Source organism: Micromonospora sp. A202, assembly GCF_006715105.1.
Taxonomy (GTDB): domain Bacteria; phylum Actinomycetota; class Actinomycetes; order Mycobacteriales; family Micromonosporaceae; genus Micromonospora; species Micromonospora zamorensis.
Window position 1 is genome coordinate 2,344,842 of the sequence record NZ_VFMP01000001.1, and the last position, 25,684, is coordinate 2,370,525.

The window sequence follows — 25,684 nt, forward strand, 5'->3', positions numbered from 1 at the left end:
CGCACAGCCGGGACGGCGGCAACTCCCCGGCGTGAGGCAGTACAGCAGCGAAGTACAGCAACCGACGACACCATGTCGTACCCCAGCGGCCATCGACGGACTTTCGACCAGCGGTGTATACCGCACGGGACCGCGTTGCCGATCTCTGGGGGTCAAGGGGTCGTCGGTTCGAATCCGGCCGTCCCGACGCAGGTCAGAGGGCTGATCCGGAATTCGGGTCGGCCCTTTCGCCGTTATGGGGACCAAGATCAGTCAAGTTGGAGCGTGCCTAGCTCTGCTTGACCGCTGGTCAAGTCTCATGCGGGCCTGCACATTGTTCCCTACCTGCATTTTAGCGGCCGGCAAGCGGGCCGCGCCGCCTCGGCCTCGGCCTGCTGGCGGCGCAGGCACCGGCATCGTCCGGTCCGGCCGGCCACGCTGACGGGGCACAAACCGTGAAGACGCGGGCTCTGCCCGAACCCCGGCCTCCTCAGAGGTCCGCGTCGAAGTAGTCGCCAGCATGGTGACTGATGGAACCCGTGGGGCTTTGCCCGCGTCTGTGATTGCATGAAACTGCGCGCCGCGATTCTGGTTGCCCTGACCACTCTCAGCCTCGGCCTCGTCGTGCTGGTCTCACCGGTGCAGCCCGCTTGGGCCTGCTCTTGCGCCTTGCGGCCCGACCAGGAGGACGATCGGGCGGACGTTATCGTCGTCGGCACTATCACTGCGGTGACGGACAGAGGCGTCCAACTCGCGGTCGAGTCGGTCGAGAAGGGCAGTCGGTCAGTCGCCACGCTCAGGCTGGCCGTGAGCCGCAGCGAGGACAGCTGCGGCTACGACTTTCGCGCTGGCACCCGATATCGGGTGAATTCCATCGACGGCGCCACTGGGCTGTGTTTCGGGATCCGGCAGTTGCCGGGCACGCCGTCCGCGGACGCAGCGGCCCCGACGCCGGTCACAGCAGCACCTGCGCCTGCTCAGTGGCCGGGCCGTTGGTGGTTCGCGGCCGGTGCGATGCTGACAGTCCTCGCCGCTGGATTGGTCGCCGTGGCCCTGTGGCGGCATCGGACCAGAGCGCAGTCACCGAACGCGTAGGCCAGCCACGGGCCAGTAGCTGGTTCGTCGAACGGGTGACCAAGCGGCATCACCGGGTCCCCGAGCGCGTCAGCGCCCGGGGACCACGTGGGGACCACACGTCATGCTTGATGGTGGACGTTAAGCCGTCGGCCGAACAGCTTGATCATGGGCATAGCGTGCGTGACGTGCGTGGACGTGTGGCGAGTCGTCCTGGGGGTCAAGGGGTCGTCGGTTCGAATCCGGCCGTCCCGACGCAGGTCAGAGGGCTGATCCGGATATCGGGTCGGCCCTTTCGCCGTTCTGGGGACCAAGATCAGTCAAGTTGGAACTGGCTGGCGCTGCTTGACCGGTGGTCAAGTCTCAAGTGGGTACCCGGGTCATTTGCCGAATTGTTCGTTCTCTGGATCAAGGTGCCGCGCAAGCGCGGCGCGGCCGGTCGCGCTCGGCCTGCTGGCGGCCTCCGGCCGGCATCGGCCGGCGCGCCGGCCACCTACGTTCAGCGCTCAGTAGGCCCATGGTGATGAACCCTGCTTGAGAATCCGGACGCCGCGCTCCTCGACCGTTGGCCACATGGTGACCCGGTACTCCAGATGATCGCCCGGGTCTGTCTCAGAGAACTTCGACGGCCGTTGCCCGGTCGGGAGATACCCCACGCGCACCCGGTATCGGCCTGCCGGGACAGGGATCGGTTCCACCTGCTCCGGCACCTGCGTGGCACCCGTGACCGTCAGCTTCCCGGACGGGAACTCGACGTCGGATTCCGCGACATGGTCATAGGCGTCAAGTGGATCGTAGACAGGAGGAGCGCTCCAGATGTCCAGCTTCACCAGCACGTAGTCATAGCGAGCTGTGCCGATCACGACGCAGTGACGCTCTACGGCAATCCGCCACGCCTCATCGGCTTTGTCCCAGGTATCCCCGTCAAACACACCCTCAGTCGCCTCTGCGTCGGAGAGCACGACGGCTAGGTGGTCGGCATAGGGCTCGAACCGGTAGATCCGCACACGCTCGTCTAGCACGACCGGCACGCTACCAAGGCAGGCGTCTCGTACGACAGGTGATGCTGGCAGGGATAGCCAAGGGTCAAGGTTGATCCCCCGAGCTTCCGACTGGCAGAGCGCTACGCCTTAACGATCGCGCGGGTAATCTGCCACCGTCGAGGTCGGGGGCGATCGGCTGCCGCGCCGCTTCGTGGCTTGCCACCGGGTATCGGGGTCCAGGCGCGCGGACAACCGACGACACGGCAAGAAGCCCCCGGTCCGACAGGCCGGGGGCGGTAAGCCGCACGGCGCCGGACAAACGCGCGCCAACCGCGCCGCCGTGCCAGCCACGTGCCACTAGCCGATGTCCCAGACGGTCAACAGCGGTCATGATCGAGCACCACGGCACCGCCGTTGACCAGGCGTTCCGGACAGACCAGGTCAGCCGGAAACGATCTTCCAGACTGAAGATGCCCGTACGCTGCTTGGCGTGGCAGAGGACGAGATGGTCTTGCGGCTCAACCGCGACGAGGCGCTGGTTCTGTTCGAGTGGCTGTATCGCACCGACGAGACGACCAACGACTTCGCTGACCTGGTCGAGGATCAGGCCGAGCAACGGGTGCTGTGGAATCTCACCTGCCTACTGGAACGGGAGCTGGTCGAGCCGTTCTCGCCGCAGTACGCCGAACTGGTAGAGCAGGCGCGAGCCCGGTTGCGGGATGAGGGTTCATGACCGTGCCGCGTGCCGGTCGGGACGGGAGCCGAGGATCAACGGCGGTCACCGCCTAGACGTCGCCCGCGGCATGGCGGCGCAGGTCAAACCAGGTTATGGCGATGAGACTTCCCGACGTGTCCACAGTTCCTAAACCGTGCGCAGCGGTCATCGAGCGTGTCAGCGTCCCGGGGACCAGGTAGGGACCACACGGCCTGCACGCTGGTGCGCGGCACGACGTCGACCACACGGCGTGATCATGGGCATAGCGTGCGTGTCGTGCGTGGACGTGTGGCGAAGCGTCCTGGGGTCAAGGGGTCGTCGGTTCGAATCCGGCGTCCCGACGCAGGTCAGAGGCCATTCGGAATCTTCCGGATGGCCATTTCTGATCTTGTACAGCAGCGAAGTACAGCAACGGCTCATTGATCGAGGCTTTCGCCGAGTCTCCGCAGGGCCTCGCGGGTGGTCTTGGACGAGACCTGGCTGTAGATCTCCATCGTGATCGAGAAGTCCGCGTGCCTGAGGATCGCCATCGCGACCCGGGGGTGCACGTCCAGGTCGACGAGCAGTGAACCGCAGGTGCGTCGGGCGTCGTGAACGGTGATCTTTGGGATTCCGGTGCGGGCGATGCGGCTGTCGTAGGAGCGGTTGAAGTTGCGGGGTTCGACCGGCAGTCCGTAGCGGGTCGTGAAGATCATGCCGGTGTCGTGGCAGGGGTCGCCGGCTTTCTCTCGTGCGGCCTGCTGTTGGTGGTAGCGGTGCCGCAGTGCGGCGACGCAGATCGCCGGCAGTGGTAGGGGAGCGTCGGACTCTTCGGTCTTGGTGGCCCGGTGCAGCAGGTGGCCGCGTACTCGCTGGAGTTGCTTGTCGATGACGAGGCTGATGTCGTGGTTGTCGCGGCAGTGCTCGCAGAACTTCTCGCCGTGGGTAATGCACGGCTTCTGCCAGCCGTCCCAGGTGATGTGGTCCCAGGTGAGGCCGAGCACTTCGCCCTTGCGTAAGCCGAGCACGAGGACCAGGACGTAGGCGGCGTACAGGTAATCGTCGTCGTCGCGAGACGCTTCCAGAAACGCCCGAGCTTCCTCACTGCTCCATGACTTGCCTTTGCGGCTGCGGATCGGTGGGAGCTTCACCAGGGCCGCGACGTTTCTTTGCGACCAGTTCCTCCACTTCGGCTTGGGAGAGCGCCGAGCGGAGGACGGCGCGCAGTTCGCCAGTGGCAATCTTCATCTTCACCTTGGACAAGCCGTAGCCGAGGATCGCGGCGACCTTGGCCGGGGAATGCCACTTCGGAACGATCGGGACCGGGCTTCTAGCCATGTGGTGCCTCCTAAATGGGGTGGTGATGTAGGCGCGGCTTCGCCAACGGCTGGTTGATAGGGAGTGCTGCCTCGGTGGGCGGCCCGACCGCACCGGGCGGGGGGCCGTAGAGCGGCGCGTATGGTCGGTCGCGTGACCACGGATGAAGATCGTGACCGCCTCGCCGAGCAGCTCGTGGCGTTGCCGGTGTACGAGCTCGTTGATGTCCTGCGCCGTGTCTTGCCGCACCACAGCCAGGACCGCTACGGCATTCGAACGGAGTTGGTCCTGGCTGAAGCGACCGACTATGAGGACGAGCCAGGTCTTGAGGTGCAGCTGGTCGCCTGGCCTGACCGCGACTACTACGACGGTGACCTTGGGATTGACCAGGGCTTGTGGGAAAACGGTCACTGCACGAAGTGCGATACCGAGGTGGTGTCGAACGCAAAACGCGCCTTCTGCCCGTACTGCGGCTCCAGATGCGGCCTGACCTGACCTCAACCGGCCCGGGGCCCGTCCGTGTTGCATGCGCTGTGGAGTTGTCGAAACGGCCCGCTTCGCAGGCCGCTCGCGCCGCCGACCAGGGGCCGACCGAAGCCGGTCGCCGGTCGGGGACCCCGCGCCCTTAGCGCAAGCGCACGTGCGCACCCCGAACGGTTGCAGCCCCGCCGGCGGCGCGACATACGAAGAAGCCCCGGGCCGCCAGGAGTGCTGGCAGATCCGGGGCTTCGATGTTGAAGGCGACGACAGGGCGTGCCTCCGGCGGGGCGCTCAGGCACTCCAGGATGGTTGGCGCCATCCCGACAACCTCCGTCCGGGCAGAGCCGGGCAGGCCCCACCCACTTCACGATGTGCGGACGAAGGCCGACGGGATGGCTGGGATGGCGATGGCAAGCGACACTTAATGGGGCTGCTAACGTCAGCGAGCACAGCGCTGTAATGCAGCCTTCAATTCTTCGGTGTCTCGATCATCGAGCCAAGTCACGACTTTCACAGCTAGACGTGCGTGAGCTTGAGAGTTGTGCTGAGCGTCATCGGCGGTGGGGCAATGGCCTCGTGTCGTCCCTCGTACACGAACCGAACCCCAGCGGCGCACGGCATGGGCATCGGCATCGGGGGTTATCTGGGTGCCAGCTGTAGGTCTTGCCGGACGACGATCATGGATTCGTGGTCGCGGTCGCCCCACCGACACGAACCCCTTGCCTGCGGTAGGCCAGTCGACGGGTAGGCGCACGCTGTTTGGTGATGGGACGTCCCCGATGGTGGGGGAGTAGGGCGCGAAGCCGCCATCCACCTCGCCGCCACCGGAGAGTGCGGCGGCGGGAGCGCGCCAGATTCAGCCTTCGGCGACGCGGCCGCTACGGCGAGCCAGTAGGCCGGGCAGGAACCTGGTCGGGTTCAATTTGTGGAGCGGACCGCTCCCGCTGTGGCGTGAGGGGTTGGCGGACGGCTCGGCTGCGGGCGAAGCGGCTGCACCGTCCTGGGAGCCCGGCACATCTTCGCTGCGGATCTCAAGGTCCAGGTTCAGCCGCCTGGTCTCCTCGTCCAACGCGGTCAGAAAGTCCTCAGTTTCCTGCTGGGTCATGTGGCGCAGTCGGTTGCTGACGCGCTCCACGCTGGCCGCAAACTCATACCGCTCCTTGTCAGTCATGTGCCAGGACAGCATCGCCCGCTCGGACGCCGTCGGCTCTCCGCGATATGCGACAACGGCGTTGTACGGCAGCGACTTCAGCAGCACGTGGCCAACACCCGACTTCTCGTCCAGGTCCAGGATCAGGTCGTCTGGATCTCCGGAGTCAAGGCCAAATGGGGTCGTCGGCGCTTCCTCTCCCCGGTGCGCGTCGGTCATCGGAACATCCTCGCCGTGGTGTTCTTGGCCGTCAGGAGTTGGAGGTAATGAGTCAACTCGTCCTTGAGTCGCCAGCGTAGATACATCGCGTTCATGATCGCGGCGAGGCCGACGAACAACACGCCCACGTTGACGGAAAGGTGACCGAGCAATGGATCCAGCACCGGAGGGCCAACTTCCCTGATCATCTGCTTGGGGGCCTCCCTGACGTACAGGATGGCGGTGGCGACTGAGGTCAGGCCGGTGATGAGCAGACCGACGAAAGTTGTCAGCGAGGACCGCTGAAGTTTTTCCATCGAGTATCCGACGAAGCTGGCGGCGACTGGGGAGATCGCCAGGAGGAAGGCCAGGACATCCCCGGACACGTCCCCTCGGTTGCTGGGAACGACGAATGCGAGCATGGTGATCACGAACGCGGACAGGGTGGCCAGCCAACGCGTGAGCCCGAGTGCTCCAGGGGGGACCTCGTCGAAGATGATCTGCATGACCAGATCCTTCGGCTTGCAGGTGTCGAAGCGCCGCGTGTACAGGTGCGCGTACGGCAGGGCCTGATGGTGACGAACCCGTAGGTAGGCCAGGTTACTCATCTTCTTGATCTCGTCCTGGTGAATGGTGCTGCCCGTCTTCGCGGACTGGACGTAATGCGCCTTCACGTAGCTGTTAGGCCCGGCGTTCATTCGAAAGTGATAGCTGTTGGTAGTGAATGGCAGGTTGAGCGGGATGACGAATGAATTCGGTTGCAGGCCGTATTTGACGCGACGCCGACGTCCGCGGGTGTCCACGCGGCCGTACACCGGGATCGTCTTCGTGTACCGGAGGACCCATTTGTAGCCCGTCGGTGGGGGCGCCTCAGCGACGATGACGTAGTTGCGCACCAGGAAAGCACAGATTCGCCGCAGCTTCGTCAACTGCTTCTCGTCGGCGTTCTCCCGTACCGATGCCACCGCCCGGTCGAAGTACGTGTGGGCGTCCGCGAGGCGTACGCGACCCTGCCGGAAAACGAGCCGCAGCAACGCGTAGAGCACCGAACGGTGGTTTTGGCCGAAGGTCTTCTCGAACTCGGCCTGCAGAACGTGCGCCACCACGCCTCGCGCATCTTCCTGGGACAGGAACGGTAGAGCGCTGCCTCCACCGTCAGAGGTATCCACGTTGTCCATCATGGTGCCCTTTGTGGCGGTGATCATGGGCACGAGGATGAAGGTCGGCTCCGCGCCGTTCTGATTACTGGTCCTCTTCAACACCGCCGTCGGCGCGCCGCTGCCACCGGCGTTGTTGTCGGAATCAATCCCTTCCGCTGACCTCGACGACGGGTGGGCGGAACTCATCATGGTTGTGGCGACGGACTGCCGTTGGGTCGGGATCGCAGGCTCGCCCGCCTGGCGTCTCAATTCGGACAGGTCGTCCAGTGAACTGGTGTACGTCGTCGACACGGTGACGCGAAGGCATTCCCCAACCGGCTCAACTTCGTCAGTCACTCGTACCTGGTAACGGCCGGGCTCCACCAGCATCTGCCCGAACAGCCGGATCGACGAGCTCGGGTACTTCTTGCTGACCCGAACCATCGCCTCGATGATCTCCCGGTCGGCCGTCTTCCGGTCCCCCGGATCGATCGTCGGCTTGCCCGGGGCCTCCTGGAAGCGCTGCTGCGTCCTCCAGTGACGCTTTGCCGCCCGTCGTGCCCGCCAAACGAGAACCAGCGCGAGCACCATCGCGCCAATCCGTGCCGCCGATTCGTCAAGCCACACTGGACGGTCCGGCGTGGATGGCATCAGCCATCCGGCGAGCCCGTCCACGACGGCTACGGCAACCAGGAGTGCCGCCAGGATCAGGTAGGTAACTGATGCTATCGCCGGTCTGGAACCCCCCACCGGACCAACCCCTTCCGCAACCAGCAGCGGCATCGAAGCTATCGTTTCGTTGGGTAGCGATAGCCTCGCGGAAGGTGAGACGGATCACATCCTCCGGACGGGTGCATTGAAACCAAACTATGGGGGACCCCCGGCCGTAGCTGATGCGGCTCGCCAGGTGCTCTCCTTGCTTTCTGCGTCGGCAGTGCGGTTGCTCCGGATGGCGACCCACCTCGCCGAGCTGCGCGCGAGCCGGCGCTGGCCGTGGTGGCCAGAGCCGGCTGACGCTTTCGACCCGTGGACGCTCCGGCGCGCCTCTACCTGGATTCGAGGCGGCCCAGGGTGCTCTCGACCGGTGCCGGCCAGACGGAGTCCTTGAGGCCGAGGGCGTCGCGGAGGTAGGCCCACGTGAGCCGCTGGAGCAGTGCAACCCTCTCGGGGTTCTCGTCAGTCGTCTCCCTGGCCTCGTAGTTGGAGATGCCGCCGAGGGAGTGCTCCGCTCCGAACAGGGTGAGCAGGCTCTTGCTCCCCGGGCTCAGGTGATACGCGTCGGTGAACCAGCCCGGGCCGCGGACTGACAGAGGGGAGTCGTCCCGGTCGCCCGTGACGAGGGTCGGGGTGGTCATGTCTGCGTAGCTCGGGCTCATGAAGGGAAAGTGCTCGGCCGCGAACGGGGAGAGATCGGCTCCGCCCCGGCCGGTTCACGGCCAGCAGGACCCCGGGCTCGCCGCCGCCGGCCGCACCGGCGGCGGGCTGCTGCAGGTCCACGTCACCCACGCCCCGCCCGCCGCGTCGCCGGGCTACGCCGCGCCACCACCCACCCCAACCGCGCCCGCCGCCCCCGCAGCGGCGCATCCCGCACCAACAGCCTGCTCGCCGAGGCACTCCGTGCCGGGATATTGATCGTGCTGGAACTCATCACACCTGGCCCGACCACCCGCAAGCACCAGACCAACCGCGCCGATCCCTACCTGGCCGAGCTGGCACGTCAAGCACGCGGGAAACTGGCCGCCGCTCCGCACCTGCTCGTCGCGGTGCAGGCCACCACCACCGGCCCGACCGTTGGCGCAGCACGCGCCGCCGCCGCCGACATCACCTCCGGCTTCGGGCTGCTCTCACCGCACTTCGCCCGCCGCCGACTGCGCCGTGCCCAACCCACGGCCAACTGGCGGTGGGTGCCCTCCCGCCCGAATGACCCTCGCCTCGGTAGACGAGACCGCCGCCCTCGCCGGGCTGCCCGCCGAGCCCTCCGCGCACGGCATGCCCGCCGCCGCCTACCGGCGACGCCCCGCCAGCCGCGCAGTCTTCACCGCCGCGCCTGCGGCGGGCAGCAGCCGCCCGAAGCGCCGCTCGGTCCACGACCCTGCCGTCCCGCCCGCCGACCCGGCTCCGGACAACCGGCCCGACGGCGATGCGCCGACGGTGTGGAGCACGCCATGACCAGCGCCCAAAGCTCAGCTACGCCGACCGGCCGAGAGCAGCGCCGTCTCCGCCTCGTGCCGCCGGCCGAGCGGGGTGGCCTACCCGGCAAGGTCGTCGGCGTCGCCAACTCCGGTCCCGCGGTGCGCGTCGGGATCGCGTTGAACGATTGCCGTCACCACCTGCATGTCTGCGGGCCCACCGGCACCGGCAAGACCAGCCTGTTATTGCGGATGATCCTCGATGACGTCGAGGCCGGTCGAGAGGTCGCCGCGTTCGACCCCGCCAAGGGTGACCTGATCCGCGACTAGCTCGACGTGCTGCCGGCCGACTGCGGGGACCGCCTCGTGATCGTGGACCCTGACGAGCGGTCGGCCCCGCCTGCGATCAACCTGCTCGACCCGACCGTGCACGGTGGCACCGCGCATGATGTGGCCGCCGCTGTCACTTCCGTTATGTGGAAGGTGTGGGCGCGGTGGTGGGGTCACCGCACCGCAGACATCTGCTACCACGGGCTGCTCACTCTGGCTCATCTGCCCGGCTCCACCCTGGCGCAGCTCCCGCGCCTGCTCTCGGACGGCACGTGGCGGGCCAGGCAGGTTCGGGAGGTCACGAACCGCTGGGGGCGTGGGAGGGCACTGCCCGTGTCCGCCACCTGACAAACAGTGGCGAGGGCCGTGGTTAGGCTGCCCTGACGTGCGCGAGCGAGCGGGCTTCGCCAATTCCGGAGGTGCCATTACGATGGACAGTCGAGCAGCACGTCCCACCAGACGTACCGGAACCCTCCTGCTGGCGGCGCTGAGCGCGCTGCTCCTGCTCGGGGTCGACGCGGTGCTGGGTCCGGTCGCGCCGGTCTGGGCCGATAGCGCCGCCGCGACCGTCAGCGGCATTCTGACCGAGCAGTCCGGCCGACCGGCCGGCCAGGTCAGGGTCACTCTCTCGCCGGACAACGGCGCCGCGACCCCGACCTACTCGACCACCACCGACCGAGCCGGCCGGTGGCGGGTGTCCGGGGTTTCGGCCGGACGCTACCGGATCACCAACCAACTGCCCGGGGTGTTCCGGCCCCGCTACTACCCGAGCCGGCTCGCGTTCCCCTGGGGAGCTGTCACCGTCCCGACCGGCGGCCGGCTCGTCGTCGACGACGTCCTGCCCCCGGCCGGCCGGATCCGGTTCGTCGCGGCCGACGCGGCCACCGGCGCCGAGGTGCGGGACTTCTGTGTGCAGGACCCGATGGAGCTCGGCTTCATCTGCACCAACCCCGCCGGAACCTTCCCGAACGGGTACATCGACCTGGAGGTGCCGCCCGGCGACTACCGGTTCACCGGCAACGGGAACGACGGCGTGCACGAGGGCGGGATGGTCGACGCGACCGCGGTCGCCGGGCGGATGACCCATGCGACGCTGCCGGTCCAGCCGCCCGGCAACGAACTGCGCGTGACGCTACGGGATCGGGCGACCGGCGCGCCGGTGCCCAACACGGGAATCATCGCCATCTCGGTGGACAAGCGGTTCCCCGACATCTACGACGCCAACGAGGTCTCCGACGAGAACGGGGTGGTGCGGTTCCGGAGCCTCTTCCCGGACCGGTACAACATCTGGGCCGGCGGCTCGGTCAACGGGCACGGCGCGCAGTGGGTCGGCCCGAACGGTGGCACCGGCGACCGGGCCAAGGCAGTGGTGGTCGAGCCGGGGCCTGGAGTCACCACCCTGCCCGACATCCTGCTGGACGGGGCGGGCTCGATCACCGGCTCGATTACCGACGCGGTCACCAGCCAGCCGGTGTCGGTGACCGTCGCGCTGACCACCTACGACCCGTTCTGGGACGAGACCACCTGGAAGGTTCCCGGCAACGGCTCGTACACCCTCGGCGGGCTCGGCCCGTACGAGTGGTCGCTGGCGTTCATTCCGCCGGGCAACGGCGGCGCCAACAGCGTCTACGCCACCCAGTGGTCCGGTGGGGCGCCGAACAGCATCAAGGCGACCAGGATCAAGGTCGTCGCCGGTGCCACCACCGTGGCAAACGAGCGGATGAGCGCCGGTACCGCCGTTTCCGGCGGGGCCAACGGCCTTCCGGTGTACGGCTACAGCTACCCCATCTACGTCTACAACGCCGACACCGGCGACATCGTCGCGGTCGACGAGAACGTCGAGGACGGCCGGTACGACGTCCGACTCGTGCCTGGCCAGCGGGTCCGGTTCTGCCTGCACGCCGACCGCTGCTACCCGGACTACGTCCGGCAGGTCGACGCCGCCGCCATCCGGGTGGGCACCTCGCCGTTCACCGTCGACTTTCCCGGTCGGCGTCGCTGAGCCGGGACGGGACCGACACCGCCCGCGCACCCGGTCCGGGCCGCCGCGCGGGGACACGGTCACCGTTGGAATCGCCGCCGCCGCGAGGCGCTTGCGCGTTCTCGAAGGCATCGACGCCCGCTGCTTCCTCGACGTTGCTGGTGACGATCTGCGTAGCCTGCTGGTCGAACCAGTCCCGTCCCCGGTTCGCGTCGATCGACGCGTTCGCAGGGATCTTGGTGCCATCGATTGTGATCGTGCCGAAGCGGGCAAGCCCTGCCCGCGCTGCGATCATCAGCACCTGTGTGAACAACCCAGCGAACGCATCTTCGGAGCCCGCCCTGAACCGTGCGATCGTCGCGTGATCAGGGATATCTCCGGCGCAGAGGACCTTGAACGCGACATCGGTGTGACAGAGCCGCTCGACCTGCGAGACGAACGCACTCCTCGGCAGTAGGCGTAGACCAGAAGAGCCAGCCGCACGATGATCTGCTCGACGAACGCGATCGAGTCGTTGAACGCCCGCTACCGACGGGCCGTGAAGGCCCGCGGCCACTTCCCCCAACGAGCAGGCCGCGTTGAAGTGTCTGTACCTGGTGACCCGGTCCCTGGACCCACCGGAGCAGGAAGAACCCGATGGACGATGCGCTGGAAACCCGCGTTGAACGCCTTCGCCATCACCTTCAGCGACCGCTTCCCAGCCGCTGAAACCTACTAACCAAGATCGCCGGAAACACCGTTAGCGAGCCCGGGGTAGGCATCTGACGACCGCCCGCTACTGGTCCCCGTATCGGTGGATGATCGCGTCGAAGTCTTGCCTCCCTTGACGCGCTGTGCGCTGCTGGTGGACGGTGGCCGTGATTGCGTCGATCTATACGGTGGCTGTCGCCAGATGGCAGAGGACGGTTAGCCATGCACATCTGTATCGCCTGCCGGGCGGACCACCGCACCGTTATTCGTATCGGCAGTTGGGGCGTGCCGCACGGTAGTCCCGGGCACCAGGGCAACTACCGCTGGAGCAGTCTGTCCGCTTGTCCCTTGTGTGAGGCCGGCCTCCTCGTGCACTTCGATCATGACTGCTTCCATCAGCCCTGGGAGGAGCCGTGGGACATGGACTGGTCGTGGCCGGTCGCCGTTGACGGGGTTCAACGGTTGAAGCCTGCTCTTGCCCGGTGTCTGGATCCGCTGCGTCCGTCGTGCGAGTGCCCTGTCCACCGATCGTTGCGGGACAGCATCGAGCGGCCCCCGTCCCGTGAGGTTCCGCTGACGGTTGTACTGGCTGAGGAAGGGCTGCCACAGATTCGGTCAGCACCCATGCCGTGAGGCAGGCGCCACACGGTGGCAGGGCCAGCGGGGGCGATCAGACCTGGCGGGATTCTGTGAGGGGCCCCGTTACCCCCGAAACCCCGCCCAACTGTTGACGAAGGGTGACAAGGAGCGACGAGCGCCTAGCGGTGTCTCCGCAGCTCAGCGACCACTTTTGGCAAGCAATGACAAGCTTGGTTCGACTACTGTCGGTAACAAGGGGTCGTCGGTTCGAATCCGGCCGTCCCGACCGATTGAACTGGGGAGATGAAGATCTTCTCGGGAAACGGCGGTAACATCCGGTAACGGATGATCTTTGTTGGCGGTAACGGCGTGGATGGTTGGCCGTTGACGTACCTGCTGCACAACGCTCTGACCTGCCGCTTCATCTGCGTCCTGAATGGAGCGGCAGTTCTGCTCTTGATTGCGCGTCAAGCGCTGGAGATGTCGTCGGCTGTCGCTGCATCGGGCGGCCGGATGAGCCTTCGATTTGCGGCAGGACCGCCAGTTGGCCACCCCTGTTCCTGGCCGTAGCACTCCAGCCGTACCTGGTGGAGTTGGAGTCTTCGCTGGTAGTGGGCTGCTTTGGCGCGGTATTGGTGTCGGCGTCGCCATCGTGGCCATCGATGTGTGTGGTCGACGGGTCGGTTGGTGGTGATCGCCCACCGGGTCCCGGTGATACGGATCAGGTCATCGTCCTGGATGCCGGCCAGGCCGAAGCAGCACGGCGAGGACACGCCAACATCACTTCGTGTTGGTGTCGATGGTGTAAACCACGTCTGACCCGACGTCGTGGCGGGTGATGCCGGGTACGTCGGGGATGTTAAGCAGTGGTTCGTATGGGGTGCCTTGGAGTCGGTTGCGCAGCAGGACGACGCTGCGGATGCCGAGCTGGTGCAACCGATCCAAGGCCGGCTCGCTGGGGAAGGTCGCCATAACGTCGCGGATCGCCTGACGGTTGGGTGTGGTGTAGCTGGCCGCACCGTTGACCATGGTGGGAAAACCGTCGGTCGACCAAAGTAGGACGTTGAGGTCGACGCTGTCGTCGGACGGCAATACCATGCTCGGAGCGTGCGCGGAGGCTAGGGCCATCGCGGCCGGTTTGGCTGGGGTTTGGGGGTGGTTCAGGTCAGGAAGGCCCTCAGCTAGCACGAGGACCAGCAACGGAACGGTCAGTAGCCGTGCCGCTCCCACCGACCATTTCGGCTTGGCGCCCCTGCGAGCCACGTCGGCCAGGTGGGTAACCAGGCCGGCCGCGAGAATGGCCAGGCAGAGAGTGGGCCACAAGATCAACCGGCCTGGTGTACGGGATCCATCGAACCCGGGCACGTAAAGATAGAGCAGGCGGTAGATCGGCCCGTTCGTGCCCAGCGCGAACAACACTCCGACGACCGCCCCAAACAGCAGCAGAAGCCGTTGCACCGGTGACCAGCGGGATAAGAACAGGCCGGCGAAGGCCAGTGCATACAGTGCATACCCGCATAGCAGCACCTTCTCAGTCGGTATGCCACCAAGAGCGGTGCGGGCGTCGTTGTGCAGGGTGCCCCAGGGCAGCGAGGACTGCGGCGCCACGAGAAGTCCGCGCAGTGTCGGGGAGAAGTACGCGACGTAGTCCCAGTCCCGGGTCACATGTGGGTTGAGCTCGCGCACGTGTTGGTACGCGTACGCGAAGTATCCGGTCACTGCGGTGAAGACCAGCCCGCCGATCAGATCACCGACGATCAGCCGGAGGCCAAGGCGTGGGCGGTGGATCAGCCAGGCTATCAGTGTGATCAGGCAGAGGGCGGCGAGGACGTATACGAATCCCAGCCCCACGCCGAAGCCTAGGCTGACCTGCCAGGCCGCGACGAGCCAGCCAGCGAACGCCCATCCCGGCCGGACTCGTTCGGCAAGGTAGCCGCGTGTGAACGAGAGTCCGTGGCCGCGCGCCAGCATCGCCAGGGCCAGAGTGATACCACCGGTGGAGAGAATATTCAGATGGCCGTCGTGGCCGTAGCGCCAGGGCGCGTAGGCGAGGGCGGCCCCGGCTACCGCAGCAGCGACCTTATTCGCGCCAAGTTGGCGCAGGAGCGCGTAGCCGCCGAGGAAGGCGAGCGCGAAAGCCAGCACGAACAGGATGTTGTAGCGCAGCACGGCGCCGACCACACCGTTGCCTATCAGCCCTGCCGGGGCATAGCCGAGCAGGCTGTCGTTCAGGGCTAGGCCGTACTTGTCGGGATAAAAGGCGTTGGTATCCCACAGGCCACGCAGACCGTGGGTAAGAGCGTGGCCACCCCATCCCACCAGCCATGCTTGGGCCGTCGGGTCACCCACGTCACCGACGATGGTGTGGGCCGGGTCGGCGATCGGCACAGTCTTGGCGCCGGCAGTCACCACGCGAACCGCGTACGGCGGAATCAGCCAGATCATCGCGACAGCGAGGAGCACTGAACCGAGGCCCGCGATGCTCAGTTCCCGCCGATGGGCCCCACGTGTCAGCCAATCCCTCGTGCCTGAACTGGCACGCGCGAGTCGGCCATTTTTCCCAAGCTCGCTGAGAGTGACGGCTGATGTGGGGCCTTCTGCCGGTGGCTTTACCTGCGTCATCACATTGACCCTCACTGTTGAACCGCCGCAGTAAATCATGAGCAGGGCGGCGCATGGAGTCAATACATCGATGAATGTGGTTCCGGCAGCTGGGACTTACGCTGTCTATCAAAGGCGTCTTGTCACGCAGGAGTCGCGATCGGTGCAGCGGCGAATTTTTCGCTGTCGGAACAGGACACGCCAGGGTTGCTGCAGGCCCTCGCCCGGGTTCCGGACCCACGGGACGCTGGCGGCCGGATCCATCCGCTGCCGGGACTGCTCGCGATCGCGGCGGTGGTTTCGGGATCGAGCCGCGTCGTGGAGACCGTCAAGTGGGCCGCCGACCTGCAACCCGCGACGCGTTCACCGTTGCCCGGAGGGTGCCTGACGACAGCACCCTGTCCCGGGTACTGACCGGTATCGACGCCGGCGCCCTCGATGCTGCGGTGTGCCGCTGGCTGCTCAGCCGGGCGGTTCTGACCGGGGCCGGCAGGCGAGTGATCGCGGTCGACGGCAAGACACTGCGCGGCAGTGGGCCGACCGGGGCCCAGGTGCACCTGCTGGCCGCACTGGACAGGCAGAACAGATCGGCCTGGCGCAGATCAACGTCGCTCAACAGCCCCGCGAACAGATCAGCGGGAACTCCTGCGGCGATGGCGCCAGCTGGCAGGTCACCGCGGACGAGATGATCGTCGACGTGGTCGCCGAATACACCGAGGCGTGCACTGAGTCCCGGCGGATCGCGGCCCGCTTCGCCCTCGACGACACCGTGCCGCACCACCGACTCGGCTGAGTATCACTGTGCTGGATCTCGTCATCGTCTCCGCAGGAAGGCGTAGACGACCTTGTTGGAGGCGAATTCCGAGATGTTGACGAGGTCCCAGCCGAACTGGCCCAGGACCTCGGCGGCAGCAACCGCCTCGCTGACCTTGTCGCCGCCGATGCCGTGATGGGAGACCACGGCCAAGAGGCGATAGGGGTACGTCCGAAGATCGGCGTGGCCCTGCAGGACCGCCCGGGCGGTGACCATGCGGGTCCGGGTGATTTGCTCCGGGGTCTCTGCGGCGGCCATACCCGGCACCATAGTGGCTCGTCGCTCGGGCAGTCTGCCAGCTTCGCAGCCGGTATGTTCGAGACGTGTCTGCTTCGGCCGGTGTTTCTCGTCTTGTCGTGGCGCTCGTTGCGGTGTTCGCCACTGCCGCCTGCGACGGTGCCTCGGCTCCTGTGGGTGCGCCGACCGCCGGGCCGGCCACGAGCAGTGTTGGCCCCACCGCGCCCACCGCCTCGGCCGGCCCCATCTATCGCGCTCAGGACCTGAAGCTGTGCAAGCGTACTGATCTTCGGCCGTTGGCGGAGTTGTCCCTGACGGTGGCCCGCACCGATCCGAAGCCGCCGCTGGGGCAGCCGGGTGCGGCGTGTCTGTTCGAGATGCGGACGAAGGACGGGCATCAGGCGAATCTGCGGGTGGAGGCGTCCACGCCGGTCAGTGAGCAGGAGGCTCGGCTGCTCTACCGGGCCACGGCGCAGGTGACGGTGATGACTCCAGCCGGCGGCATCACCGGTGTGGGCGACGAAGCGGAAGCCTTCACCAGGCGCTCCGAGCCCGGCTTCAAGTACGCCGAGTACATGGTCCGCGCACGCACGGGCAACCTGGTGGTGAAGGTCTGGCTGGCCGTCGGCGGTACTTCGTATGCCGCCACCGAAACACTCGCATCGAAGGCGCTTACGTTGCTCAAGGCGACGCAGGCGGCCGTACCCACTGTGTGATGCGCCCGTTGGTCATCCTCGGACGGCCTCCGGCCACCGCCCACCGGGTAGCTTCGAGTGGTCGCCGACCTGCGTGGCGATGTCTCGGATGTTGCCCAGCGCGTCGACGAAGCGCTGCCCGATGGTGAGCAGAATGTCCAGGCCCGCGGTGACGAGGTCTCCGACCGACTCGGCGAGGGTGGAGATGGCCCACGGTAGGTCGATGACGGTTGCCCCTTCGGACGCCGCCTGCGCCAGTTTGCCGACCAGCCCCGTGACGACCTTCGCGAGTTCGACGGCGTAGTCGACGTTTGCCTTGGCGATCGTGAACAGCCACTGGCTGATGAACTCCGACTTGACGACGGACTCGTCGACCGCGGCTTTCTGCTTGAGAGCCTTGGCGTTGTAGGCACTCGCGGCGTCGCCGGTCCACTTGGGCAGGTTCTCGTTCGCTGGGTCGGTGGTGGCGGAAGAAAGGTCGGAGACCGGGGTCTTCACGTCGTTGACCCAGCGGAAGCTGACCTCGATCAGCGAGAGCACCGGCAGTTGATGCTCCAAGGCCTGCTCGACGCGGTCGAGGACGGCGTTCAGTGCCGTTTTGGTGCTGTCCAGGCTGTGCTTGATCCACAAGAGTGCTGCGGGTCCGAGGAGCCACTTCCACTGCTGTACCTGCTCGACGATCTCGTTGAACTTGGCGATCGCCGTGTCGATGCCGGCGCGGATGTGGTCGAACGCCTTGTTGAACGGTTCCCCGTACTCGAGATCAGTGGTGCCTGGCTGCATGTGGTGCTCCGTGCCCTCTCTGAACGCCGCGCGGTGGGGTCGCTAGGCCTTGTAGATCTTGTTGAGGTCGAGTGAGACGATCTCGTCGGCCCGGTCGTACTCGTCGGCGATGTGCCGCAGGGCCTTGCCAACCTGTTCGAATTCGGTCACCGCCCCATTCAGGACGGCGACCATGAAGGTGTGGAAGTCCCTGTATGCCAGTGAGTGGATGAGGACGTTCGCGTCACCGATGAAGAAGGCCGATGGGTCGAGGTGCAGCTGCTCCGCGGCGACCTTGATGGCAGCGACCCGGTCCGACAGCGCCAGCCACTTGCCTCCCTCATCGCGTAGCGAGTCGGTGATGACGTTCAGTTCAGCCATCTCACTGCCTCACGATCCAGTCCGTCCGGCGCTGGCCAGCGCGAACGCGCGGAAGAGGGAACGGGCTTCGAACTGCAACTGATCCACGTCTGCCCGTGCGATCCACCTGACGTCACCGGTGATGCCGGTGATGCCGCCTCCGCGGATGTGCAACGTCAGGCAGCCGTTGGGGCTCGACATGCTGGACTCGCCCTTCAACCCGGACAGGCGAGTCGCGGCGTCCAGCTCCTCGTCAAGGTCGTGCAGCGTCTGCCAGGTGTCGCGCAGCCACGTGTGATCGTCGACGTCCCGCTCGGGACTCCTGTCGAGCGGCTCCTGTTCCGGCGCTGCGGGACCTTTGTCCTCCGTCTGCAGACGGAGGAGCGCCGCCAGTTCGAGGGCAGTCTGCACGGCGGCGACATACGCCTCGAAGAGCGCATCGGCGAACCCACTGGGGCCGGACTGGCTGCGCCAGTCGTGAGCGATCGTGACAGCTGAAACCTCTCGCTGGGTGTCGACCACCACGCGGACGGAGCCGGTGTGGTCCGCCCCGGAGCAATCCTCGGGTCGCAGCTCACGTCCCGTCTCGCGCAACACACGATTGGCCTGCTCGCGCAAGGCGGAATCGTCGCCCAGGAAGTCCAGACTCGCCAGCTTGAGGCGTTCGTGCCTGCTGCCCTGCTGCATTCGCCCCCCGGCTTCCTGCTCGGTCAACGCTTTCCGTGCTGCGCCCGCCACGGCAAGGTAGGACCACGGTACGTGAATGACCAAGATTCGGGGGACCCCGGGCGCTGGGCGGGACGTCTCGCTACGGCGAGGGACAAGGGCGCGGCAGAACTGCCCCGGGAAGCCACGCCTGACGGTGCGCGACCACCGCCCGACCCGCGAAACCGCAGCTTGCGAGCCGCGACCCAGTATTGGAGTAGGACAGGCGTGGCCGCGTTGACGACGCTGCCACCACTGCGCAAGCGCAAGGGCAGTCGTGGGCGAGCGAACAGGCACGGATGTTCCTCGAGTCCTACCGCGACGGCAAGAACCACCTCTCACGTTGGGCGAAGGCCTGGCCAGCCAGCCTCAGGCGAACCTGAGCCTGGCTGGCCAGGTTATGTGGGGCTAGGCGCCGCCGGACCGTGCCCCGGGCAGCGTCCGCAGGGCGGTCAGCGTCATGTCGCCGCCCTGGTAGGACACCCTGAACATGTGGTGGCCCGCGTTCAGGACCCGCCGTTCCGGCAGGGAACGGAAGTTGCCCCTGATCGAGTCGCCGCTCATGATCGTCAGTACCGTGCCGGGAGTGAGGGGCGCGCGAATGTCCAGGGTGAGCTCGCCGCTCAGCACCAGGTCACCCGCAGCCCGCACGCTCGTGTAGTCGTGGTCGCCGGAGATGGTGATGGCGAGGCGACCCGCTCGGCTGACGGTCACGTCGCCGCCGACGTTCAGGACGTTGCCCGGCGCGACGTCGGTCAGAGTGATGGACACCGCTGACGCCGCTTCCCCGGACGACAGACCGGGCTGCAGCACGCCGCTGTCGACGTCGATGCTGCCTGCCACGAAACCGCTGCCGCCGAGCGTGCCGCCCTTGACGGCGACCGAGCTTGCGTGCGAGCCGGCGATCGAAAGCTTGCCGCCTTCCACTGTCGTGCCGCCCTCGTAGGTGGCGTGGCCCGACATGATCAGCATCCCGGAGCCCTGCTTGATCAAAGACGCCGTGTAGAGGCTGTTGTCGATGTTGTTCTGAATGAAGGCCGCGCGCGCGTCCATCCATTCCTTACGCCACTTGGTGGCGTCCTCATAGCCAATCTTGTCGTACAGTTCCGGGTGGCCGTTGGTGATGGCTTGGACGTAAGGATCAGCCAGAATGCCCTGAAGCATGAAGGCGTTTTCGCTGAGCTTGCGGTCCGGGCTCAATACGTTGGGGCTGAATTCACCGGCGAAGGCGATGCCCTGTTTCTTGTAGGCCGCCAGCCACTCCCGATCCTCCCGCTCCCTTTCCTTGATCGCAATCTGGCTGATGTCGTTCGACCAGACGTCCAGGGGCGCCTTGTCCATGTTGTAGGTCATGGGGCCCAGGAGCTGGCCGGGGCCATACATGCCCTTGTCCAGATCGGGGATGCCCCAGCCCCAGCGCGCGTCCGGAACGCCGTCGGGAGCGGTCCAGGCGATGGATGCCCCGGAGGGGGAGGTCTGACCCGTGCCGAGGAACCTCACACCGTCGGACATCTTGTTGTTCGCCGTGGTGAACATCAGTTCACGGACCTGCTTGGCGTCCATGTTCGGATAGCGGGAGAGCAGAACCCCCATCACCGCTGTCGCAACGGGCGTCGCCGGAGACGTTCCGCTCGAGTTCGAATAGTTGGTGTCGCCACCGCTGTTCGTGGTCCGAACACTGTTCGACGGAGTGGACACGGTCCACCATTTGGCGAGCCCCGCCTCGTTGTACCCGGACTGCTTCGTGTATTCAGGATTGGCCGCAGTGGGCGGCTGCACCCCGCCGACGGATACCCACTGCTTTTCCGCCAGGGGATTGAAGATGGGATACGCCGGGCGAAAATACGGGTTGCTCCAGTCGTTGTTGCCGGCCGACCTTACGTTGACGGTACCGCTGTCCTTGATGGCGTCCCAGATGGCATCCATGAAGGATCGTCCGGCGTAGCTCGGATTGTATTGGATGCCGTCCTTGGAATAGCTCTTCTTGAAGAGGAAATACTGGTACTCCAGATCCTTCAAGTACTCGTTGGGAATAATGGTCGCCATTGCCGTGGCGCTGGCGCTGTCTTTGCCACGGAGTTGGTAAGCATTGGCGAGGTTGCCGTTGACTCCAAGGTCGTTTCCTAGGCCGTCAAAGCGGGTCCTGTCAATAGTCTGGACATACGATCCCCAACTGCTGTTGATGACCTGAGCGCCGGCATCGACCAGGGCCTTGTTGGCGGTACGCCAGTACACGTAATCGTGGAAGGGCCCGTGGGACTGGGTGTCGGAACCGCCAGTCATGGCGACATACATCTTCGATCCAAAGGCGATGCCGTGCTGGTCTTTAACATCGCGGATGCCGGAGGTAACCCCAAGCATGCCGGTCCCGTGCCCGTAGTCACTTGTTCTCGCCTGATCACCGGCCACGGTGAACGGCTGGCCTGCAGTAAACGGGTTCGCCGGGGTTGCTGCGTTTCGGTACCCGAAGCCGGACGTGCCGTAGACGCCCTCCGCTCTCACCGGAACGATCAGCCCGGTCTGAAATGCTTCGTGTGTAGGCCTGTAGCCCGAATCCATCATGCCCAGCGCGACGCCCTGCCCGCGGTACCCTAGGGCGTAGGCGGTGGACGCGTTCACCGCGACAAGTTGCCATGGGGAATCGACAGCTGCGCCAGGGTTAGACGGATTATGGCCGGTATAGTAACCATATTCCGGCGTTTCCCAACTGGCTTTAGCGGCATCTAGTTCCCCTGGCCTAGTGGCGACAAAGCCGGGGTCTCCGGGGTACGCCGGCCCGCCTGCATGGCCAGGGGTCGATGTCGGACCGGCCTTTGGCGATGCCCAGGCGAACCCTGCCGGAAACAACGCGATGCTGCCTCCGGCAGCAAGGGCACCTCCCAGCTGACGCAGAAACTGCCGCCGATTCACAAACCTCATGCTCATCTCCGACTCCTTCCGATGGGTCGAGATATCTAACGGGCCAGGACGGCCCGTTGCGTCCCAGGGCTATGGGCTACCCGCGCTGGTCGGGACAAATAATGTGCCGTTCTGCCGCTTCTTCCAGGCGGATGTTGACGGTTTTATTCGGGATCCCGACTGCGGCGCGCGCCAAAGCATGAACGTCGGGTGCCAACTGCTGTTGGGGTCGGCACTGAGGGTGACTTCGACGCCGGGAACGCTTCATGCCAGTGGCAGTGCAGACGCCGCAAGCCTGGTAGCCGGCAACAGCCATTGCGAGCCGACGCGGTGCGCGCACCTTTGTGGCGGCAACCGCGATCAGAGGGAACCCCTGCCACGTCGGAACGGCGGACTGGATCGCTCCCACGAGTGGGCCTCCCTCCATGGTCACCAAATTAGACTGCGATAGAACTCCCTCGTCAAGGGGGCAAAGCTGTCTACCAGAAACGGTTTTTGAGTGACCGCCTATATCGTTCATGTAACTGTTGTGCACTGGGCCACAGGTTACATCCACGGAAGTGGTGTACGACTTGTCCATAATGAGCTTGTTGCGTAGATAAGAGACGGCCACCGCACGATCCTTCGAGGCGGCAAAGTCCGAGTGAAGGAGCGTGATGCGCGATGGCCGTATCTGAGAAGCGTTGTGGGTTACCGGCAGCGCAGCGACGAGCGGGCCGGCTGGGCCGAGGAGGCACGTAACCGCTGGTAGCCCTCGTCAGAGACGTAGCTGCCGGTTGACCTCTGCCACCAGCTCGGCGGGCAGTTTGAGCAGCCGGCGGTCGTAGCTGAGCAGACCGTTCACCTCGTCTTCGACATCGGAGAGTTGGGTGTAGACCGTGGCGCTCAGACCTTTGGCGATCGCCGGAGCGATCTGTTCGGCGTGCAGTCGGCGGAAAGCCGCACCGAGCGACGCCGCGTCGCGGAAACGGCGGTAGCCGAACTCGCGATCGGTCGACGTGTGCCCGCTGACGGCAAGGCTGTAGCCGCCGTACTCGGACAACACCAGCACCCGTTGGTCGCGGCCGCGCCGCGGCACCCGGAAGCGGCGGAAGTAGACGTGCAGGCTGCGCAGGTCGCCGCCGCCCTGGTCGTGCCAGCCGCTGGCGTGGTCGACACTGCGGGTCGGGTCCAGTGCGGCGACCTCGGCTGCGATCGCGGCGGCGTCGAACTGACCCCACCCCTCGTTGAACGGCACCCACACGGCGATGCTGACGACGTTGCGCAGCTGCTCGACGGTGTCGTGCAGCTCAGCCCGGAACTGCTCGCGCCCGTCGTCGTCGTCGCGGGCGAACCACCGCCGGCGTCGGTCGGTCAGCCGCAGCGGGCTGACCGCCGGAGCGGTGACCACCAGCGGCCGATACCGGCCACCACCGTTGACCATGTCCTGCCAGACCAGCATGCCGAGACGATCACAGTGGTAGTACCAGCGCGCCGGCTCGATCTTGATGTGCTTGCGGAGCATGGTGAAGCCGAGTTGCTTCATGGTCGCGATGTCGTGGACCAGGGCCTCGTCGGAGGGGGCCGTGTACCAGCCGTCGGACCAGTAGCCCTGGTCGAGGATGCCGGCGTGGAAGTACGGTGCGCCGTTGAGCAGCAGCCGTGGCGTGCCGTCCGGGGCGGGGCCGACGCCGAAGGAGCGCATGCCGACGTAACTGCGGACCCGGTCGTCGCCCAGGTCCACAACCACTCCATAGAGGTACGGGTCCTCGGGGCTCCACCGCCGTGCGGCAGGGACCGGAATGCGAACCGGCCGTCCGGCGGGTGCCTGCGCCACGCCAACCACGTCGTCGCCGGCCAGGATCGTCACTGTCGCATCGCGGGCGTCCGGGTCGGCGTGCACCGTCACCTCAAGGCAGCCCTCGTCGAGCCGCGGGGTCAGGCTGAGTCGCCGTACGTGCCGCGCGGGCACGCACTCGGCCCAGACGGTCTGCCAGATCCCGGACTGCGGGCTGTACCAGATTCCGCCGCGGCGCAGCCGCTGCTTGCCGCGCGAGTGGTAAGCGGTGTCGGTGTCGTCTCGTACCGCGACGACCAGCGTGTTGTCATCGTCGTGCAACGCACCGGTGATGTCGCAGTGAAACGGCAGGTAGCCGCCGGTATGCCTGCCCACCGGCGTGCCGTTGACAAAAACCTCGCAGGTCTGGTCGACGGCCCCGAAGTGCAACAGCACCCGCGCCGACGGGTCGGGCCGGAAACCGTGGGGCAGTCGTAAGATCCGGCTGTACCACAGTGTCTGGCCCGGTAGCAGTTGCCGGTTGACGCCCGAGAGAGGCGTCTCCGGCGAGAACGGCACGATGATCTCCCCGTCGTACCCCTGCGGCTGTTGGTGGCTGTCAGTGATCGCGTACTGCCAGCGGCCGTTGAGGTTGAGGTAACTGTCCCGGACCAGCTGCGGGCGGGGATACTCCGGCAACGGACGGTCCGGGTCGAGCGTCTCGCCCCACGGGGTCAGCAGTGGCCGGATCATCCGCGCGTCGCGGAGTCGTACCGGCGGCGCAAGGTCAGCACCGGCACGACGATGAGGGCGAGCACTGTCAGCGCCGCCAGGAAGATGCCCGGCGTCGGCACCTGTTTGACCACGCCGAGGTCGGTGTAGGTCTCACCGGCGCCGTTGATGACCGCCGCGCCGAGGTAGGGCCCGACCACCATCGGCACCAGGATCGCGAAAATCATGCGCAGGCCCTGTACGTGGCCGGCGCGCTCCGGCGGGGAGAAGTCGCGTACCAGCGCCCCGATCGGGGCCAGCACCAGCATGAAGCCGGACATCATCAGCAGTCCGGCAGCGATCACCTGGCCGGTGCCCCGGGCCAGGTACATCGAGAACAGACCGGCCGCGTACACGGCGACGGCGGCAAGCAGGAAACTGACCCGGCCCATCCGGTCGATGAACCGGCCCACGACCACGCTGACAAGGGAGGCGCCGAGCAGCACGACTCCGAGCACGAGGGCGTAGCCGCCGATGTCCAGGTAACGCTGCAGGTAGATGATCAGATACGGCAGGAAGACCTGGGTCGAGACACCCCAGATCGACCATGCGGCCAGCGCCAGGTAGAGCCGGGGGTTGGCGCGTACGGCAGCCGGGCGCAGCCCGTGCAACATCGAGCCGAGCAGGCGCTCGCCCCGCCGGACGGGCACGGGCTCGTCGCGGACCAGGAACCAGGCCAGCACCCCGACCGCGGCGATGATCCCACCGACGATCAGGAAGAACGTCCGCCACTGGCCGGCGCGGGTGAGACCGTCGAACCCGCCGAAGACGGCGAGCATGGCCAGTAGCGGCATCGCGGCCAGCACCGACTCCACCCGGCCTCGGTTCGCCGGTCGGGTCACGTCCGTCACCCAGGCCTGGAACGCGGCGTCGTTGGCACCCGAGCCGAGGAACGACATCAGGCAGTCCAACGCGATCACGGCGAGCAGGGCCAGTAGCACCGCGTCGGCCGCTGGTGCCAGTGCGGCAATGCCGTCCACGGTGAGCAGGCCGAATGCCGCAGTGGCGACACCCCAGGCGAGGTAGCCGCCCGCGATGAAGGCCCGGCGACGGCCGGACCGGTCGGAAATCGCTCCGATCAGCACGGTGGCCGCCGTCGCGGCCAGCGCACTCGCCGCGACCATGGTCGCGATGGCGGTCGGATCATCGGTGATCGTGTCGTGGACGAACACGTTGAGGTACATGTTCTCGACCGCCCAGGCCAGTTGGCCGACGAAGCCGAGCAGCACCAGTGAGGTCCAGGCGCGTCTGCCGAGCCGCGGGTCACCGGGGCCGGCGGGGGAGAACGTCGCGGGACCGGTGGCGGTGGGTACGGACACAGCGCACCGTCCTTGCTAGCCGAGCCGGGGGCAGCCCGAAAGT

General features: G+C 66.4%; 22 protein-coding genes and 2 pseudogenes. 9 read left to right on the forward strand and 15 right to left on the reverse strand.

The genetic code is table 11. The annotated features are described in order from the left end of the window. The first annotated feature begins 546 nt into the window (after positions 1 to 546). Positions 547 to 1,074 (forward strand): hypothetical protein, encoded by a 528-nt coding sequence (locus FBZ33_RS10810; RefSeq protein ID WP_141908920.1) that lies wholly within the window; start codon positions 547 to 549, stop codon positions 1,072 to 1,074. A 485-nt stretch (positions 1,075 to 1,559) separates the two neighbouring features. Here FBZ33_RS10810 and FBZ33_RS10815 read toward each other — a convergent pair whose 3' ends face one another. Next, complete coding sequence (locus FBZ33_RS10815; protein ID WP_141908921.1) at positions 1,560 to 2,075, reverse strand: hypothetical protein; 516 nt, start codon at positions 2,073 to 2,075, stop codon at positions 1,560 to 1,562. A 451-nt stretch (positions 2,076 to 2,526) separates the two neighbouring features. Between FBZ33_RS10815 and FBZ33_RS10820 the strand changes: the two genes are divergently transcribed. Continuing rightward, complete coding sequence (locus FBZ33_RS10820; RefSeq protein ID WP_141908922.1) at positions 2,527 to 2,769, forward strand: hypothetical protein; 243 nt, start codon at positions 2,527 to 2,529, stop codon at positions 2,767 to 2,769. A 398-nt stretch (positions 2,770 to 3,167) separates the two neighbouring features. Here FBZ33_RS10820 and FBZ33_RS10825 read toward each other — a convergent pair whose 3' ends face one another. Further along, entirely contained in the window at positions 3,168 to 3,881 is a 714-nt protein-coding gene (locus tag FBZ33_RS10825; protein WP_255508796.1) for a site-specific integrase, read from the reverse strand. Further along, positions 3,832 to 4,068 carry a hypothetical protein gene (locus tag FBZ33_RS33325; RefSeq protein WP_255508797.1) on the reverse strand — a complete coding sequence of 79 codons (237 nt, stop codon included), beginning with the start codon at positions 4,066 to 4,068 and terminating at the stop codon, positions 3,832 to 3,834. The genes FBZ33_RS10825 and FBZ33_RS33325 overlap by 50 nt, the downstream gene beginning before the upstream one ends. A 132-nt stretch (positions 4,069 to 4,200) precedes the next feature. On the opposite strand from FBZ33_RS33325, the gene FBZ33_RS10830 reads away from it, so the two are divergent. Next, positions 4,201 to 4,542 (forward strand): zinc ribbon domain-containing protein, encoded by a 342-nt coding sequence (locus tag FBZ33_RS10830; protein WP_141908923.1) that lies wholly within the window; start codon positions 4,201 to 4,203, stop codon positions 4,540 to 4,542. A gap of 841 nt (positions 4,543 to 5,383) precedes the next feature. Here the strand turns inward: FBZ33_RS10830 and FBZ33_RS10835 are convergent. The 3 genes and pseudogenes from FBZ33_RS10835 to FBZ33_RS33720 all read right to left on the reverse strand — a co-directional run. Continuing rightward, complete coding sequence (locus FBZ33_RS10835) at positions 5,384 to 5,896, reverse strand: hypothetical protein (protein WP_141908924.1); 513 nt, start codon at positions 5,894 to 5,896, stop codon at positions 5,384 to 5,386. Beyond that, positions 5,893 to 7,797, reverse strand: a complete 1,905-nt coding sequence (locus FBZ33_RS10840; protein WP_141908925.1) for a hypothetical protein — start codon at positions 7,795 to 7,797, stop codon at positions 5,893 to 5,895. Before FBZ33_RS10840 ends, FBZ33_RS10835 begins: the two co-directional genes overlap by 4 nt. Positions 7,798 to 8,060: 263 nt before the next feature. Beyond that, positions 8,061 to 8,592, reverse strand: a pseudogene (locus tag FBZ33_RS33720) (chlorophyllase); the annotation flags it as partial. A 342-nt stretch (positions 8,593 to 8,934) separates the two neighbouring features. Here FBZ33_RS33720 and FBZ33_RS32705 point away from each other — a divergent pair. From FBZ33_RS32705 to FBZ33_RS10855, 4 genes are all read left to right on the forward strand, one after another. Next, positions 8,935 to 9,183, forward strand: coding sequence for a hypothetical protein (locus FBZ33_RS32705; RefSeq protein ID WP_185755549.1), 249 nt, complete (start codon positions 8,935 to 8,937; stop codon positions 9,181 to 9,183). Continuing rightward, the gene (locus FBZ33_RS33330) at positions 9,180 to 9,473 is read left to right on the forward strand and encodes a hypothetical protein (RefSeq protein ID WP_255508798.1); all 294 of its coding nucleotides are present in this window, start codon (positions 9,180 to 9,182) and stop codon (positions 9,471 to 9,473) included. The genes FBZ33_RS32705 and FBZ33_RS33330 overlap by 4 nt, the downstream gene beginning before the upstream one ends. Positions 9,474 to 9,509: 36 nt before the next feature. Continuing rightward, complete coding sequence (locus FBZ33_RS33335; protein WP_255508799.1) at positions 9,510 to 9,821, forward strand: hypothetical protein; 312 nt, start codon at positions 9,510 to 9,512, stop codon at positions 9,819 to 9,821. 82 nt (positions 9,822 to 9,903) lie between these two features. After that, complete coding sequence (locus tag FBZ33_RS10855; RefSeq protein ID WP_141908926.1) at positions 9,904 to 11,475, forward strand: carboxypeptidase-like regulatory domain-containing protein; 1,572 nt, start codon at positions 9,904 to 9,906, stop codon at positions 11,473 to 11,475. On the opposite strand, the gene FBZ33_RS10860 is transcribed toward FBZ33_RS10855, so the two are convergent. Next, complete coding sequence (locus FBZ33_RS10860) at positions 11,444 to 12,010, reverse strand: transposase (protein WP_221629448.1); 567 nt, start codon at positions 12,008 to 12,010, stop codon at positions 11,444 to 11,446. The two genes, FBZ33_RS10855 and FBZ33_RS10860, sit on opposite strands and share 32 nt — an antisense overlap. Here FBZ33_RS10860 and FBZ33_RS10865 point away from each other — a divergent pair. Continuing rightward, a pseudogene (locus tag FBZ33_RS10865) lies at positions 11,933 to 12,172 on the forward strand (transposase); the annotation flags it as partial. The gene FBZ33_RS10860 and the pseudogene FBZ33_RS10865 sit on opposite strands and share 78 nt — an antisense overlap. A gap of 1,331 nt (positions 12,173 to 13,503) precedes the next feature. Here the strand turns inward: FBZ33_RS10865 and FBZ33_RS10875 are convergent. Further along, the gene (locus tag FBZ33_RS10875) at positions 13,504 to 15,168 is read right to left on the reverse strand and encodes a hypothetical protein (protein WP_255508800.1); all 1,665 of its coding nucleotides are present in this window, start codon (positions 15,166 to 15,168) and stop codon (positions 13,504 to 13,506) included. 970 nt (positions 15,169 to 16,138) lie between these two features. Beyond that, positions 16,139 to 16,396, reverse strand: coding sequence for a transcriptional regulator (locus FBZ33_RS10890; protein WP_141908929.1), 258 nt, complete (start codon positions 16,394 to 16,396; stop codon positions 16,139 to 16,141). A 65-nt stretch (positions 16,397 to 16,461) separates the two neighbouring features. Here FBZ33_RS10890 and FBZ33_RS10895 point away from each other — a divergent pair, with 65 nt between their 5' ends. Further along, a complete protein-coding gene (locus tag FBZ33_RS10895; RefSeq protein ID WP_255508801.1) occupies positions 16,462 to 17,091 on the forward strand; it encodes a hypothetical protein in 630 nt (209 codons plus the stop codon). 12 nt (positions 17,092 to 17,103) lie between these two features. On the opposite strand, the gene FBZ33_RS10900 is transcribed toward FBZ33_RS10895, so the two are convergent. From FBZ33_RS10900 to FBZ33_RS10930, 6 genes are all read right to left on the reverse strand, one after another. Next, on the reverse strand, positions 17,104 to 17,853 hold the full coding sequence (locus FBZ33_RS10900) for a hypothetical protein (RefSeq protein ID WP_141908930.1): 750 nt from the start codon (positions 17,851 to 17,853) through the stop codon (positions 17,104 to 17,106). Between the two features lie 42 nt (positions 17,854 to 17,895). Then, entirely contained in the window at positions 17,896 to 18,213 is a 318-nt protein-coding gene (locus FBZ33_RS10905; protein ID WP_141908931.1) for a hypothetical protein, read from the reverse strand. A 9-nt stretch (positions 18,214 to 18,222) separates the two neighbouring features. Further along, the gene (locus FBZ33_RS10910) at positions 18,223 to 18,906 is read right to left on the reverse strand and encodes a hypothetical protein (RefSeq protein WP_141908932.1); all 684 of its coding nucleotides are present in this window, start codon (positions 18,904 to 18,906) and stop codon (positions 18,223 to 18,225) included. Between the two features lie 399 nt (positions 18,907 to 19,305). After that, positions 19,306 to 21,516: a S8 family peptidase gene (locus FBZ33_RS10920; protein ID WP_185755269.1), complete on the reverse strand. Its 2,211-nt coding sequence runs from the start codon at positions 21,514 to 21,516 to the stop codon at positions 19,306 to 19,308. A gap of 1,036 nt (positions 21,517 to 22,552) precedes the next feature. Further along, the gene (locus FBZ33_RS10925; protein WP_141908934.1) at positions 22,553 to 24,304 is read right to left on the reverse strand and encodes a glycoside hydrolase family 2 protein; all 1,752 of its coding nucleotides are present in this window, start codon (positions 24,302 to 24,304) and stop codon (positions 22,553 to 22,555) included. Continuing rightward, positions 24,301 to 25,641: an MFS transporter gene (locus tag FBZ33_RS10930; protein ID WP_255508802.1), complete on the reverse strand. Its 1,341-nt coding sequence runs from the start codon at positions 25,639 to 25,641 to the stop codon at positions 24,301 to 24,303. The genes FBZ33_RS10925 and FBZ33_RS10930 overlap by 4 nt, the downstream gene beginning before the upstream one ends. Between the last annotated feature and the right edge of the window lie 43 nt (positions 25,642 to 25,684).

What these genes read in the sequence shown, in the direction of transcription:
- FBZ33_RS10810 (WP_141908920.1), top strand. Translation starts at nt 547, where the DNA reads ATGAAACTGCGCGCCGCGATTCTGGTTGCCCTGACCACTCTCAGCCTC.
- FBZ33_RS33325 (WP_255508797.1), bottom strand. Translation starts at nt 4,068, where the DNA reads ATGGCTAGAAGCCCGGTCCCGATCGTTCCGAAGTGGCATTCCCCGGCC.
- FBZ33_RS10835 (WP_141908924.1), bottom strand. Translation starts at nt 5,896, where the DNA reads ATGACCGACGCGCACCGGGGAGAGGAAGCGCCGACGACCCCATTTGGC.
- FBZ33_RS10840 (WP_141908925.1), bottom strand. Translation starts at nt 7,797, where the DNA reads ATGCCGCTGCTGGTTGCGGAAGGGGTTGGTCCGGTGGGGGGTTCCAGA.
- FBZ33_RS32705 (WP_185755549.1), top strand. Translation starts at nt 8,935, where the DNA reads ATGACCCTCGCCTCGGTAGACGAGACCGCCGCCCTCGCCGGGCTGCCC.
- FBZ33_RS33330 (WP_255508798.1), top strand. Translation starts at nt 9,180, where the DNA reads ATGACCAGCGCCCAAAGCTCAGCTACGCCGACCGGCCGAGAGCAGCGC.
- FBZ33_RS10855 (WP_141908926.1), top strand. Translation starts at nt 9,904, where the DNA reads ATGGACAGTCGAGCAGCACGTCCCACCAGACGTACCGGAACCCTCCTG.
- FBZ33_RS10875 (WP_255508800.1), bottom strand. Translation starts at nt 15,168, where the DNA reads ATGATCTGGCTGATTCCGCCGTACGCGGTTCGCGTGGTGACTGCCGGC.
- FBZ33_RS10890 (WP_141908929.1), bottom strand. Translation starts at nt 16,396, where the DNA reads ATGGCCGCCGCAGAGACCCCGGAGCAAATCACCCGGACCCGCATGGTC.
- FBZ33_RS10900 (WP_141908930.1), bottom strand. Translation starts at nt 17,853, where the DNA reads ATGCAGCCAGGCACCACTGATCTCGAGTACGGGGAACCGTTCAACAAG.
- FBZ33_RS10905 (WP_141908931.1), bottom strand. Translation starts at nt 18,213, where the DNA reads ATGGCTGAACTGAACGTCATCACCGACTCGCTACGCGATGAGGGAGGC.
- FBZ33_RS10925 (WP_141908934.1), bottom strand. Translation starts at nt 24,304, where the DNA reads ATGATCCGGCCACTGCTGACCCCGTGGGGCGAGACGCTCGACCCGGAC.